This is a genomic window from Sphingobacterium sp. UGAL515B_05, assembly GCF_033097525.1.
Classification (GTDB): Bacteria; Bacteroidota; Bacteroidia; order Sphingobacteriales; family Sphingobacteriaceae; genus Sphingobacterium.
This window is the reverse complement of record NZ_CP109907.1, coordinates 379,925-394,786: the sequence shown is the minus strand read 5'-3', so window position 1 is coordinate 394,786 and position 14,862 is coordinate 379,925. Positions and strand designations below refer to the sequence as shown.

Here is a 14,862-nt window from a genome sequence, read left to right as displayed (position 1 = left end):
AATGAATACTTGTATTATAATTGATGATGAACATCATATTGTTGAATTACTAGCTGGTTATGTCAATAAGACGGCCCATCTTGAACTGAAGAAAACCTTTAATAATCCTTTGCAGGCTCTGGAATATCTGGATAAAAATGAAGATATAGATTTGGTCTTTATCGATATCAATATGGAGGAGCTCTCGGGGCTCGAGTTTGTCAGGATAAAGAATGGACAGCATAAATTTATTATGGTCACTGCATTTGAAGAGTATGCGGTTCAAGGATTTGAAAATGATATCGTGGATTACTTGCTGAAGCCGGTTACCTTTGAAAGATTTATGACTGCTGTGGGTAAATTCAATAGAAGGAATAATGTCGGCAGTACAAGTACGCCAAAACTCGTTAAGGACTTTTTGTTTGTCAAAGGCGATCAGAAGGGCAAGTATCTAAAAGTAAAGCTCAATGAGGTGCTTTATATAGAAGGATTAAAAAATTATGTGTCAATATCCTTTTTGAATAACAAATTGACAACATTAATGAATATGAAAGATCTCGAGCTTACTTTAATGAATTCAGGTTTTATCAGAATTCATCGTTCCTTTATTGTTTCAATCTCAAAGATAGCAACATTCAATGGCGGGCATCTGAAATTGGAAGGATCAGATCGCCTGTTCCCTATCGGGGAATCCTATAAAGAACACCTGATGAAAGTTCTCGAAATTTAGTATTCGTCCTCCAAAAATAGGGTTTGGTGTAAAAAAAGACTTGATTTAAATTTCAAGTCTTTTTTTTGTTGAAATTAACACGTATAACAATGAGGACACTGTTGCTGCTAACTATTTTCTTTATATCACTACATGCCAAAAGCCAAAACCTATATTCTGGTACTATTGTAGATCAACAATCATTACAAGGTTTAGAAGGGGTATCTATAAAGATTATCGGCCCTGTCGACGACCAGTCAAGTAAAGTGTTGATGTCTGCTCGTGATGGTTCATTTGTGCTCAAAGATATTCATGCTGGAGGGTATAAAATGATACTAACTGCGATCGGGTACAAAAGTTCTGTGCGTGAAATTGTTATTCCCAACATCTCCTCTAAAGTTGACACGACTTTTCTAGTTAAAAATGAGCTCATCCTTGATGAGGTCCAGGTGACTGGGACAAAAAAATTATTAAATTATAAAACGGATCGTGTGGTACTGAATCTGGACGGGGCTGATATAGCTCAGGGCAATGATGTTATGGCTATATTAGGCATGAGCCCCTATGTACAGGTTGCCAATAATCAAATTAAAGTTCAAGGTAAAACCAATATCGCTGTTTTTCTTGATAAGCAACGTATACCAGAAACTTCTTTGCAAATGGTATTGTCTACGTTGTCAGGTGACAAAATTGAGCGAATAGAAATTATCACGGCACCTTCATCTAAATATGATGGAAATACTTCGGCTGTTATTGAAATCTATACCAAAAAGAAAAAAACGAAAGGTATTATTGGTTCAATAGAAGGAAGTTTATTTAAAGGTATAAAAGCTGGGGGAAGTGGTGGTTTAACGGCCAGTATAAATCTTGGGAAAATTTATTTTGAAGCCGATGCAAATCATAATACCAAAAAAATGATCGAAAAAGGTTATCAAAATAGATCACTTATAAAGGATTCGAAAGAAATCGGAGTGTTAAATCAAGATATAGACTTTTCAGATAATAACTATAATTCCGGATCATATTCAGCTGGTATGGGATATCAGCCAACTGATAATGATAAATTGGCGCTTACTTTTAGAAGAAATTACAATAAATACGATGGTCTAGGGAATGTTTTCATTACTAAAAGCGAAAATGGTAATTTGTCAAAAATAGATAGCAAAAATGATATCAGATATGATATCAACAATTATACGTTTGGTACCAATTATAGTCGAACGCTAGATACCTTGGATTCACGGATTCAGTTTTCTGGAGATGTCTTAATATATGAAAATGAAAAAAATCAAAAACTGAAAGAAATTATCGAAGGCGGGACTCAATATACCTTTAATAATACATATTCCAAGTTTAATGCAAAGACATTTGCCATAGATTTTGACAAGAACTATAAAAAACTTAAGTATAGTGTCGGAACCAAATATGTTCACACGCAGAGTGATAATACACAGTTGTTTAATCAGGTAAGTAAAACTGATAGCTTGGAAAGTCGTTTTAATGAATCCATTTTTGCCCTTTATCTTTCTGGTGAATATAAATTTTCAGACAAGGTCAATCTTAGTTTAGGATTAAGGGGTGAAAATACAGACTATCAGCTTTCTCTTCAGCAGGAACTCAAAAGAAACTACTTCCATCTTTTACCTAAAGTAAGATTTGATTATTTGCTCAATGAAAGTTATACTTTCTCTGCGGGTTATGCAAGAAATATAAATAGACCTTCATACGCCAAATTGATACCATATGAATTTATCATAGACAATTATACGGTTAGTCGTGGAAATTCAAAATTAATTCCGGAAGTTAATCATGAGCTTTTTATAAATGCCAGTATAAAGGAAACTAATCTTACATTAAACTATATCATTACAAATAATAGTTTGAACGATTATTATCTATATAATCCTGAAACCTATAAATATACCCTTACCACAGACAATTTTTATAATAAATATCAATGGACATTGAGTCTCTCTCGTTCTTTCAATTTTGTGAAATTTTGGAATTCCAATCTCTATTTAGAAGGTAATCATCTAAAGTTCAATTACCCTGGACTGCAGAGCGGGGAAATCAAAAGTAAGTCGAAGTATTATGGGAATTTAAGTTTCTATAATAGTTTTGCGGTAGCTAAAGGATGGAATGTTGAGGCTGTATTTTTTGGAAGTACTGCTTTCTTGGATGGACTTTATACCATAGGTGCTTTTTCAAACACGACTTTGGGGGTTCGAAAATCTCTTTTTGGCAAAAAGGCATTTATTAAATTATCTGTGTCAGACCTTTTCTATGATGCTAATGTAAAAGTAAAGACAGAAGACCTGCCAGCGATATCTCAGAGTTATCTCAAAAGAGATACGAGAAAAGTTACCCTTAGTTTTAAATACAATTTTTCTGCGGGGGCTAAGTCAAAAAGTAAAAGTTTAGAAAACGATGGGAACAAAACGTTAAAAGAAAGACTCGGAATGTAAAGGTAAGCGCATCAAGGAAAATTACTATGTGATTCTCTTTTGATTTCGTCAAAAGGAGCCTGTAATTTGTATATTTTAAAGCCACGTTGTGAGATGTGGCTTTTTTACGTTTCCACTTTTATATTCCGTTATGCAATGTTTTAAAGTACAATTGAATTTCCAAGTTGTAATCAATGAAACATTGGGTATTGCTAGCTATATTATCGATTTCAAATTTGTGTTGTCCAAACCTTTGTTCTTAAAAAAATATTTGAGTGGTATTCCATTTATTTTCTTTGTTTTATACCAAAGGTTCAGTTTTCTATTGAGCTGTTTATCGGGCATATAGTTTAATTTGGCTTTTTTGAAATAGTCCAAAAAATTACCGTTTACTATACCATTGTCCCAATAGAACTCAAAATCTCCAATTCCTTCTACTGCATACCAATCGTTACCTTTATTTAAACCTGCACTTTTTGTAAAAGGAATGTATGGTTCATTTGTCCAAAATCTATCGATTACTATCGTTCGGTCCTGATTATTTAAATTTATGGTAGTATCTTTTATTATTCCCCCTTTTAGCATATTTGACTTTTCAGGGGCGAGATAATTTTGTTTTGAAAAATTCTTACTCTGCGGATATATTCCTGCTGCATTGGTTCTATAAGGCTCCATATAACCATGACCAATAAAATAGGACTCCGTTAAGGTCTCGTTGTCGACTAGAAAATATTCATTTTTTCGTTTTACCACGATTTTATAATTGGTCCTTTTCAAATTGAGTGATGGCGTGTCTGAAAAAACACCTAAAGGTGCATACCTGGCATAAAATATATCTTTTGCTGAGGTTCGCAACAGGCTATCCAAAGAAATTACGTTAATCTCCCTGTTAGCAACGGCTTTCGAGATGTTTTTTAACTCAAATTTAGTTCTTGTCAGCGGCGTTATTGTAACTAAGATATCAACGGGCAAATTTTTCCCATCGCGCTCAAAGCTTAAAAAATTCTGAAATACTTTTTGATTTGAATCATCAGTAAGGATGCTTTTTTTGAACAGAAAATTATAAATAGTCAAATCTGGAAAATCGGTACTGTCAGATTCGATTTCTGCATATGTTCTTTTGCAGAATAAATGGCCATTCAATGAATCGGTTAGTTTGTCTTGATCAAAGATAACATACTTGGTTTGAGCAAAGCAGCTACCGATAAGTTGGAAGACTGATACGGCTAAGAAAGTAAATAAGATTGTTATGTTGCGCATGCTATTTTTTATGATTTAACATATCTTTAAAAGTACCTAAATTTTCATGATTCTTTGGAAAATGTACCCTACAAATATTATTTTCAGTTTTATCGTAAACCGCGTTTGGCGAATCGTTAGGTATGAATATTACTGTGATCAGCTTAGGTTTGTCAATGTTGTAAAATATAAAATTCTGATTTTAGCACGTCTGAAAATCTGTTATCCGGGGATGAATTAAAACTTTTATAGGGGTTGTGTTCGTACCTGCTTCGTACCACCTTCGGATCGTAACAGATACGGATCGAATATTGTACAGTCTTTATCCAGATATTTTCTGTTCAGGGACTGGTTAATGTCTGGTGAATAGCTGTAGATTATCTGTTGTTGATCCGAACAGGGGGCGAACCTGGTACGAATCAGACGCAGCTTTCTCTACCTTCTATTCACCGGATTTTCTTGATCATCGGTCTAAAGCCGATAAGCCGGGGGGTATTGTGTAAAATAAATTAGGGAAGTACAGGTTGGGGCATGATGGCTTTTAAGAATTATTGCTTTATCTTGGATTTTTCCATTGGACCAAAACTATGATCACCTTATCTAAACACATCTTATTTTCTTTTATACTTTGCCTGTTATTTTCACAGTTGCAAGGCCAGTCAGATCCTACAACAGGATTTTTGAAAATTAAAAATGATATTTTTTGGGATACCCAAGATGGACAGCCTATATATAGCCAAGGAGGAGGTATTTTTTCTTTCAGAGATCCTGAAGATGGGCAGACTAAATATTTTTGGTATGGAGCAAAATATCAAGAATCTGAAAAATACCGAAATGATCCCAGTGTTACTCCTGAACGCGACAATTTTGTTTCTGTAACGTGTTATGTGTCTAAGGATCTCGTAAACTGGACCTCTCAGGGAGATGTACTGACTCTTGATGAACTTAATAAAAATTCTATCCAGACGCGCTGGGCAGGACGTCTAGGTGTTGCATACATCAAGGAAATAGCCAAGTATGCGTTGTTCATCCAGCACAATGATCAATTATTGGTTACCTTATCAGACCGTCCCAATGGCCCATTTAAATGGCACCAGCGTATCAATATGACGGGTATGATAGGCACAAGCAACACCGGAGATCAAACGGTATTCACCGATGAGGATACCGGAAAGTCTTACCTGGTGTATTCCTACGGAAGAGGAAGAAACAAGATTTACATCTCAGAAATTGGTATCAAGGACGGTAAGGTAGGGCTATTGGATTGTAATATGATATTTAAAGGGGAGGGAAGAGAGGGGAATTGTATGTTCAAATATAATGGAAAATACTATTTATTTGCCTCCAACTTATATGGCTGGGATTCCTCTTTTGCCTATTACTCCGTTTCAGATCATATTTATGGTCCATATACGCCAACGAATGAAATGCTGATCATGGAAGGTTCAGAGGCAGATTATGCCCATGTTACGCAAACCGGATTTTTTGTGACGCTAAAAGGGGCCAAAAAGCAGACGGTTATTTATTGTGGCGACAGATGGGCTAATTTTGCGGGCAATGGTCTAGGATATAACCAGTGGTGTCCCCTTTCCTTTGATGGCCAAAAGCCTATTTTTAATTCGTTAAGTTCATGGAGTCTTCATCCAACAACAGGAGAATGGCAGGTGAACGGTGACAATAATTATGTTAAGAACGGGAGTTTCGAGGCCGATAGAAGACATATACCAAGTCCGGTAAAGCCTGTTCAGGAACAGTTATTAGGATGGCAAACTACGATCATTAAAGGAAATATACTCTCTGTAAGCGATTCTTTATCGCCCGTGCTTAATTATTTCAATACAGCCGAGGATAGAAAGCAGGTAATTGGAGAAAAGAGTTTGCAGATTAACGATAAAATAGATTTTAAGCGTAAAGTCTCACAGATTATTCAGTCTAGCCAGCATATGAAACTAGCGGATGGAAAATATACTTTATCTGCAAAATTTAAACGTGGCAGCGGATTTGAGGATTTATATATGTATGCTTTAAGTAATGGTAAAACGTATAAACAGAAACTGAGCAAAGCGGATCAGCATTGGGGTAATATTACTTTAGCGAATATATCCATAAAAAATGGGTGCGTTGAAATAGGTTTTATGGCTAGTGGAAAGGCGAATGCTTATTGCCATATTGATGATGTAACACTTATTCGATCTAAATAACAAAGCTAGCCTTTTGGCAACATTGTTTGCATTGGTATTTTTAGGATTTTCATTTATCCCTAATGTTGCGCCAGGGTGGATGTGGATGTCAATATCCTCTGAAAACCTATCAATTATTTTATATGCTTTTGATAGAGACGTGCCACCTTTTAACTCAAAATGAAAGCCTAATCTTTGAAGTCCGTAAAGGCAATGCATAATCCAATAATCTTTTTCGATCAATATGGGATCAATTGCCCTTTCTTCAGATTCCCTAAGCAGTAAGTCTTTGAAGCTCTTGTGCTGATGTAGATACATTGTTCTATTCTAATTTATTTATTATTTTTTTAGCTTTTATAGAACCATATTTATCAGCATTTTTTTTAAGAAGCGCTCTGTTAAAGTGTGGTACTTTTGACTTTAGATTATCTACTAAAGTTTGCTCGTCTTCTTCCAAGCTTTTTATATTATTTAATAAATCGATAACTAAGTACTCAGATGACAGTTGCTTGGGGAATTTAGACTTACGCCTAAATTGATAAACCTTATTGCCAAGTTTGACATCTTCATGTTTTTTATGATTGTAAACCTTTTTGCTATTATACAGTTGTGTTGTTCCCAATCCCAATGAATTGTAATAATTGGGTGATGTTATCAAAAAATCATCATCTTTTAAATATTTTTTTATTACCTCTCTCTCCTCAGGTACAGAATCTCCAAAAGCTGTTTTTTTAGGCGCATAGTATAGGCCTTGAGCTAATTTTTTAAGACTACCTTCTTGTACTAAGTTCGCTAAATCACGATCTATCGATTTTGAAGATTTTGCTAAATCCTCTCTACGATATACCAGCCCTTTTCGTATTGATTTCCTTAAATTATCCAGCTTATACATGATTCAAATGTATGAAATAAAATTCAAATTTCATGCAAATTGTTTTTACATAAAGTAGTTTTGCTTTTTTTAATTTTCTGTATATGAGTTTTTTGAGGAGGTAGTGATTTTTATGAATCATCTACTTATTGAGGCTATGTTGTGAGATTGGCCTTTTTACGTCAAAAGGGCCTGATTCTCATCAGACCCTTTCTCTTAGCGTTTATTTGTACAGTAATTTTTGTGTTTCTTATCGTTTCCTCTTTTTTGTTTCGTCATCCAATGTTTTTAAAGACTATTGGATTTTCACTGTACGACGCCAATTTTTATGTTGAACCTTCCATTTGAAAGGTAGCTTGTAGCCGTCTTGTATAGTAAGAACAATAGTCGTTTCCAAATAGTTTTATTGAAGTAAATTATTTTTTGATAAATTGAAAAAAAAATGGATACAGTCTTATATCATCAAAAGCTTTTAGAACACTATACCTGTAATTGGGGGCAGGAATATAACGTCTTGACTTGGTCAAAAGGCCCCTATAAGGATCTAGGCGATCACTTTAGGGTGCTGGAATTTCCGCCTACAACCGAACGGAACATGTGGGCTTATGCTACTATAGGTATGTCTGGCTTGCATGATGAATTTGCCCTCGAACTGCACATTTTTTCTGGTGAGCAAGATGAAACATTGGTTGAATTATTAATAGTCGTAGCACATTATCATAGATTTGGCGCAAGTTTGGGACATTGGCATACCATCAACTGGGGAAGAGGATGGCGCATGGATTCTCCCTGTTCTTATGGCCTTATTTCGCTGCCTTATCTCGACGGACCCAAACTCGAAATTCTTACCCTTGATAACAATAAATCAGTCCATTTCTATTGGTTGCTGCCTATTACCGAGGAGGAAGTAGCTTTTAAAAAGGAAAATGGTGCCGAAAAGCTTGAGGGAATATTTGAAGAACGGGGATTAAATTATTTAGATCCTTTCAGGAACACGTTGGTTTGAATGAAATAATATCTCGGGATTTAGTAGTCAAAAATACCAGTTTTTCTAAAAAATAGATAGCTATGAAACTACTTCGAAATTTTGAATTACACGATATACTGTTTGATTTAGAATCTGGCAAAGAGTTTAAAAATTCAACTATCCAGCGCCATTTGACTATCTAAATGATATGGAACAGGATTGGGGATTATTCATTCAGGAAATCATTAATAATCCATTACGGAGGAGGAATATGATTTCAAATCTCATGGAATGAGTTAATAATAGGTTATACTGTTCTGTTATTAAAACAGCTTCCACTTCTAGCGACATAAAGATTGTTGCAAGAACATTTAGAATTGTTTAGAGATGAAATTTATCCACAAAAAAGTCATTAACCCTAGCGATTTTTCAGTAGAAAACAGATAAAAGGATTTTCATTATATAAATGCATAAATAGCTAGTCCGAGCATATATTTTAAACTTTTTTTAATCAACAAGTGATATAAAGGTAGCGAGATTGTTATCTTTCAATTAAATTCGTAAATATGAGTCCTCGTAAGGAAGATCATATGGTCCAAGATCTTATTAGTCGGGGCCAAAATATTATCAGTAATAACTTTATACCAAATGAATCAGAGATATTTTTTAGTACTGCTTTTTCTCACAGTATGCCAGTTGGCCTCGGCTCAATTTGCAAAAATCATTGACAAAGACGGCTATGTAAATGTGAGGAAACAAGCTACAGTGAATAGTGCGGTTGTTTCAAAAATTGCTGCTGATAAAATTGTTTATGCATTTCCTGATGAAAAGTTCGGCGATTGGGTAATTGTTGATTATACCGACAACCATAACAAGAGCATCACTGGATATGTACACAATTCAAGAATTAAATATATCGAATCCTATAAGCAGATCCCTACAGTATTTGCTGATGAAGGTAGCGCAAAATTTATGGCAGAAGATATAACCGTGCAAATGAATTCCGATCGTTTCGATTATGAAAAAAATAAAGGTGATTTTTCATCGACTCAATATGATGGCTATGCCGTTGTAGACAAATTTAGAGGGCAGCAGGTCTGGGGAACAGATGGCGAAATCCCTACAAGCCATTACACCTCTATTCAAGCTACTATAAAGGGGAGATTTATCCAGATCCCAACAAAGGAAATCGAAAACCTATTTAATGTAAACAACGAGTTTGCAACATGCTACTATGATGACTCAAATGATATTTTATACATTACTGCTGTTAATGGCGATGGAGCTGGTGGGTATGCAGTTTTATTTGAGATTAAAAAAGGTAAATATAAAGCACGCGTGGTAACAATGCCATTTTAGCAATCTTCTCCATTTCCATCCCGCAGCACTAGCGTAAATTGTTTTCTATTTATAATAAAAACTATCTGCAGCAATTTTCCTCAGATTATGAGCTTATACAGAGTTATTTCGAACTCAGGCCAAGACAGTTTCTGATTGCAATTCGATTTAAAATCTAGCGTTTAACTCCCAAAGAATTTGTTAACTTAAGGCTCTCAAGTGACCTTTGACAATCTAGCTAATTTATATCTTCCAGTGAGGTGGTAGATGGACTCTGTTTGAAGTTATATAACGTACAAATCAATAAATGTTAAGAAGTGAAAATTAATAAAAAAGTTGTTCCAGCTATTTATATTCTGACCTATGTTTGTTTGATGGTGATGAATTTTATTGCGATAGAGCACCAATCAATTAAAGGATGTTTTAGTCAGTTATTGGCTGATTTTTTTCATTTGGGGCATAAATTTGATGGCTTTCAAATTTTTAGAATATATCTTTTTGGGAATCCATGGATATTGGGATTGTTCTATTATGGCTTTAAAACTAAGTGGATAGTATATTGTTTTATTGCCGCTAATATCTTAGCGTTTATAACGCTATTGCAATGTTATATGAAATTAACTTAATATACCTATCAGTTATTCTACTTCTTTGATGAAATTACTGCTACAATGGAAAATTAGATCTAAACTGCGAAATGATTTGGAAACATTTGTTGTCAGATAATAATATTTTAGCACCGTTATTTTAAAAGTGTGATAACTGTAATTGGTAGTTTGTTTATATTAGGTTTATGGTAAAAAGATCAGTCTTAGAAAAGCTATCCAATAAGGACCTGTTGCGGTATACTTCAGCAGATACCCGATCAGTCCCTGAAGCTATAGAAATGGCTTTCGACATTCTCAAAAAAAGGGGGTATTTTTTTTCCGAAACAGAAATTGTTAAGATAAATCAACTTATAGCGTCAAGGAAAAAAGAGGAGCCTGATTACAAATCCCTTAACACATGGGATATTGATGAGGATGCTGAAAAAGCTTCCGTCAGTTTCTATTCACAAAAAGCAATATGGTATTTTAGTATACTATTCGGATTATTTACAGGCGCTATATTGCTAGCGATTAATTTATTCACAGTATCCAAGAAAAAAGAAGCATGGGCAACACTCCTATTTGGATTTGGTTATACCATAGCGTTAATTTTGGTATACAACGAATTTAAAGACTATTTTGATCAGAGTAGATTCACTTGTATTTTGTTATATGGAATAGGTGCCGCCATATTGCAGTTTGGGTTTTGGGATCAATATTTAAAAGGAATAAAGTATAAGAAAAGAAGCATCATTGCTCCGCTTATTATCTGTTTAGTTGTTGCTGGTTTAATTATATTACGTATCATAATATTCTTAAGGTGATTCTCCGCAATAATATTGAAAGACCCTATGGTTTTTCAAAGGCCAATGTTGTTATCTTGAGAGTTATACCTTTCTTACTTAATTCCTTGACGGTGAATAAAACCAAAAATATTCCTATTTGTATAAAGAGTTGTTTTGCTTTCATATCGTTGAGATTTTCTTTTTGTTGGAACAACTCTCTCGATTTCATATCGTAATTTAACGTGATCTACATCACATAGTTAAAATTCATTTCCCCATTCCTGCCATTCACCGAGTTTTCCTGAGCGTTAGTCTAAAGCCCGTAGGCTAGGGGTCTATAGTGTTGTAGTTTTGAGTCAACAAATAAGAACTAACAACTAACACTATAAAATAAAGACATTATGAACCATCATGAGTGTATTCAAAGGACACTCATGATAGCTTTATCATCAAATAAAAAATAAATAATTTCGATAAAAAACGCTAGTAAAAACATTCGCAGCAGTAGCTTTAATCGCCGTATCAACATTCGCTATGGCAGCTGAAGAGCCTGGGGCAAAAGCAACAAAAACAAACGTTAACCTTTCCACAGCAGACTTGGCACTTGATCGCTATGTTGCGGTAACTACGGAGGGAGAATCAGCAGGAGTAGAACAATTGTTCGCTGCTGATTTCAATCAAAAAATCCAAGCAACAAATGCGAAGTCTCACAGCCGCGAAGCTGTGGTTAAATCCTTGAAAAAACAAAAAGGCGAAAAGCTGAACTGTACAGTGAACACGGATATTGTAGAAGAATCCGCAGACTATATGGTCGCTAAGGTCACTTTGAAATTTGAAAACTTCACCAAAACAGACTTAGTTACTTTGGAGCGTGAGGGCAATGACTGGAAAGTCTCCAAATCAATCAATTCATATAGATAAGAGCCATCCCTAACAAATATATAAGTTGTGAAGCCATGTCGAGAGATGTGGCTTTTATTTTTTGCGTATCATTGTATGTCGATGGATAATAGACGATCAGTTTTGAATTGAGTATATGGTACAATATAATATCAAATGGCTAACAGATAGATTTGAAAATGGAGATAGCTTCAAATTTCTCTTCTTTTGGGGGCATACAGCTAAGCAAAATCAGGAAGTTGGAAAATTTGTTTTCAGTCAATGGTATGAGAGTCCGTTTACAGTAGATAGTATTACCTATAGGACTGCGGAGCATTGGATGATGGCCCAAAAAGCTTTACTTTTTGATGATAAAAAGAATTTCGAGAAAATTATAAACTGTATTAAACCGGGGGAGGCCAAAGAGTTGGGAAGGCAAGTTATAGGCTATGATGATCAGATTTGGAACGAACGAAAATTTGAGATCGTCAGGAACGGAAACATCCATAAGTTTAATCAACATTGGGAGCTGGCAGAATATCTGTTAAAGACAGAAAATAGAGTTCTCGTTGAGGCAAGCCCCGTTGATGCCATCTGGGGTATTGGACTTGCACAAGATAACGTTGATATTGAAAACATCTATTGTTGGCGTGGTCAAAATTTATTAGGCTTTGCGTTGATGGAAGTACGAGATTTTCTAGGTCAATTTGGACAATTTCAAGCACTTCAAAACGCTATGCAAGCACCTTGGTCGAAGTTTTCCGATAAGGATAGTGGCGACATGTTTTGGAGAATGGGAGCTGGAGAGGAATATTTGAGTGAATTCGGTGCTTTTTATGATAATCTGTCTGAAAGAGAACAAATGATATATAAGCTCAGCCATCCTTGTCCTTATTCATGGATGGATTTTTATTAACTTCCTATAAATAGAGTTTTACGACTGGTGGGGTTTGCCAGTAATGAAAGACAAACCACTAGTGAATCATCTATTTATTAAGGTCAGGTCGGAAGATGTGGCTTATCTCATTTTGAAGACAGACAATCGGGTATACTCGGGCTCTTCTGAATTTATATATGTGGCGTGTGTCCCTGTCAGAATTTTATATTCATTCTTTTGAAGCCAGTCTTACCCCAATAACTGAATTTAATCTTTCCCGTGATTTGATTCTTAGCGATGCAGCCTATGTATCTGCTGTCAAGCGCATTATCTCTGCTATCGCCCAATACAAAAATACTATCTGTCGGAACAACGAAATCATTCATATTCTTTATACCATTATCGAACTCTTCTTTACTTTTATAGATGCGATGACTGTGTCCATTTGGAAATGTCTCTTCCAATTCAGAAAAGTTTATACCCTCTACATTTCTGTCTGCAATAAATTTGGATTTACTTAGCTTGTTATTTATCGATACAATATTGTCTTTAAGTGAGATCGTGTCATTGGGTAGACCAACTATACGATACATGAATAACTGACCATCTTCTTTCGTAAACGTAACCAGATCTCCAGTTTTAGGTGTGTTTTTTTCATAGGCTTTTGTATCTGTTACAATCCAGTCGCCTACCAGAATCGTTGGATTATTGGCTGTTGTTTGAGCAATGTAAGATTGTATGCCTATCATTTTTTTCATATCAAACACCAAGGTCATTGTGGAGATAAAGATGGCGATCAATACGTAGTTATACCATTTGTTGTAAGGTTTGAGGGTATAAAATTTTTGTTTTTTTGCATTTTGTATAGCATCCACTACCATAACTAAAAGGAATGATATACCGATCGCCATAAAAATGATCACGCCGGTAAAGGAGGTTGCCCAACGGGTAACAGCAAAAATTGCGGGGATTAGATAACTTAGGGCAAAATAAAGAATACCTTTCTTTATCTGTCCATTATAGACCTGCCCTAGGCCAGGAAAAACTAAAGAAAATAACCCTGCCAAAAAAGCATTTCTTGGATGTGACTGAGGTACATCAATTGTCGTTGGATCTTCCATAAAAGAATAATAGGTATAATTACAGCGTGGTGATTGACTGCCTGCATATAGGAAGCCTTTCCCGGCAATAAAATTAATCATTTATTTTTTGAATGTGGCTGGCAATTCTAAAAACTTTATCAGGTATTCTGTACCGGATTCGTGCTATACGTTTACCTTCTCATTCCCGCCATTCACCGAGTTTTCCAGATCGTTGGTCTAAAGGCCGTAGGCTAGGGTCCTATTGTGTCGTAGTTTTGAGTCAACAAATAAGAACAGATAAAAAAACTAACACAATAAAATAAAGACATTATGAAAGCATTAGTAAAAACATTCACAGCAGCAGCTTTAATCGCAGTATCAACTTTCGCTATGGCGGCTGAAGGACCTGGAGCAAAAGCAACAAAAACAAACGTTAACCTTTCCACAGCAGACTTCGCTTTGGATCACTATGTAGCGGTAACCACGGAGGGCGAATCAGCAGGCGTAGAGCAGCTATTCGCAGAAGATTTCAATCAAAAGATCCAAGCTTCCAATGCACAGTCTAACAGCCGTAGCGAAGTGGTTAAACTATTGAAAAAACAAAAAGGGGAGAAGCTGAACTGTACAGTAAGCACAGACATTTTAGAAGAATCCGCAGACTATATGGTCGCTAAAGTAACCTTGAAATTTGAAAACTTCACCAAAACAGATTTAGTTACCTTGGAGCGTGTGGGTAATGACTGGAAAGTATCCAAATCAATCAATTCGTATAAATAGGAGCCATTCCACACAAATGTATAAGTTGTGAAGCCATATCGAGAGATGTGGCTTTTTTACGTCAAAAGGGCCTGATTCTCATCAGACCCTTTCTCTTAGCGTTTATTTGTACAGTAATTTTTATGTTTCTTATCGTTTCCTCTTTTTT

At 35.3% G+C, this 14,862-nt stretch carries 14 protein-coding genes; 10 read left to right on the top strand and 4 right to left on the bottom strand.

Translation table 11 applies throughout. The annotated features are described in order from the left end of the window. Window position 1 precedes the first annotated feature (1 nt). Window positions 2-709, top strand: a complete 708-nt coding sequence (locus tag OK025_RS01570; RefSeq protein WP_317668055.1) for a LytTR family DNA-binding domain-containing protein — start codon at window positions 2-4, stop codon at window positions 707-709. A gap of 89 nt (window positions 710-798) precedes the next feature. After that, the gene (locus tag OK025_RS01565) at window positions 799-3,153 is read left to right on the top strand and encodes a TonB-dependent receptor domain-containing protein (protein ID WP_317668054.1); all 2,355 of its coding nucleotides are present in this window, start codon (window positions 799-801) and stop codon (window positions 3,151-3,153) included. Window positions 3,154-3,348: 195 nt separating this feature from the next. Here the strand turns inward: OK025_RS01565 and OK025_RS01560 are convergent, their stop codons facing one another. Beyond that, entirely contained in the window at window positions 3,349-4,392 is a 1,044-nt protein-coding gene (locus OK025_RS01560; RefSeq protein ID WP_317668053.1) for a hypothetical protein, read from the bottom strand. 566 nt (window positions 4,393-4,958) lie between these two features. Between OK025_RS01560 and OK025_RS01555 the strand changes: the two genes are divergently transcribed. Continuing rightward, window positions 4,959-6,572, top strand: a complete 1,614-nt coding sequence (locus OK025_RS01555; protein ID WP_317668052.1) for a family 43 glycosylhydrolase — start codon at window positions 4,959-4,961, stop codon at window positions 6,570-6,572. Here OK025_RS01555 and OK025_RS01550 read toward each other — a convergent pair. Continuing rightward, entirely contained in the window at window positions 6,462-6,770 is a 309-nt protein-coding gene (locus OK025_RS01550; protein WP_317669750.1) for a nucleotidyl transferase AbiEii/AbiGii toxin family protein, read from the bottom strand. The two genes, OK025_RS01555 and OK025_RS01550, sit on opposite strands and share 111 nt — an antisense overlap. Window positions 6,771-6,873: 103 nt before the next feature. Next, window positions 6,874-7,443 carry a DUF6088 family protein gene (locus OK025_RS01545; RefSeq protein WP_317668051.1) on the bottom strand — a complete coding sequence of 190 codons (570 nt, stop codon included), beginning with the start codon at window positions 7,441-7,443 and terminating at the stop codon, window positions 6,874-6,876. A 421-nt stretch (window positions 7,444-7,864) separates the two neighbouring features. On the opposite strand from OK025_RS01545, the gene OK025_RS01540 reads away from it, so the two are divergent. The 6 genes from OK025_RS01540 to OK025_RS01515 all read left to right on the top strand — a co-directional run bounded on the left by OK025_RS01540 (window position 7,865) and on the right by OK025_RS01515 (window position 12,894). Further along, window positions 7,865-8,428 (top strand): suppressor of fused domain protein, encoded by a 564-nt coding sequence (locus tag OK025_RS01540; protein ID WP_317668050.1) that lies wholly within the window; start codon window positions 7,865-7,867, stop codon window positions 8,426-8,428. 609 nt (window positions 8,429-9,037) lie between these two features. Continuing rightward, entirely contained in the window at window positions 9,038-9,748 is a 711-nt protein-coding gene (locus OK025_RS01535) for a hypothetical protein (RefSeq protein WP_317668049.1), read from the top strand. Window positions 9,749-10,044: 296 nt separating this feature from the next. After that, entirely contained in the window at window positions 10,045-10,353 is a 309-nt protein-coding gene (locus OK025_RS01530) for a hypothetical protein (protein WP_317668048.1), read from the top strand. Window positions 10,354-10,520: 167 nt separating this feature from the next. Further along, window positions 10,521-11,138 (top strand): hypothetical protein, encoded by a 618-nt coding sequence (locus OK025_RS01525; RefSeq protein ID WP_317668047.1) that lies wholly within the window; start codon window positions 10,521-10,523, stop codon window positions 11,136-11,138. A gap of 495 nt (window positions 11,139-11,633) precedes the next feature. Then, entirely contained in the window at window positions 11,634-12,020 is a 387-nt protein-coding gene (locus OK025_RS01520; protein ID WP_317668046.1) for a nuclear transport factor 2 family protein, read from the top strand. A 115-nt stretch (window positions 12,021-12,135) separates the two neighbouring features. After that, a complete protein-coding gene (locus tag OK025_RS01515) occupies window positions 12,136-12,894 on the top strand; it encodes an NADAR family protein (protein ID WP_317668045.1) in 759 nt (252 codons plus the stop codon). Between the two features lie 176 nt (window positions 12,895-13,070). On the opposite strand, the gene lepB is transcribed toward OK025_RS01515, so the two are convergent. Next, window positions 13,071-14,057: a signal peptidase I gene (gene lepB, locus OK025_RS01510; RefSeq protein ID WP_317668044.1), complete on the bottom strand. Its 987-nt coding sequence runs from the start codon at window positions 14,055-14,057 to the stop codon at window positions 13,071-13,073. Window positions 14,058-14,267: 210 nt separating this feature from the next. Here lepB and OK025_RS01505 point away from each other — a divergent pair, with 210 nt between their 5' ends. After that, on the top strand, window positions 14,268-14,714 hold the full coding sequence (locus OK025_RS01505) for a nuclear transport factor 2 family protein (protein WP_317668043.1): 447 nt from the start codon (window positions 14,268-14,270) through the stop codon (window positions 14,712-14,714). The last annotated feature ends 148 nt before the right edge of the window (window positions 14,715-14,862 follow it).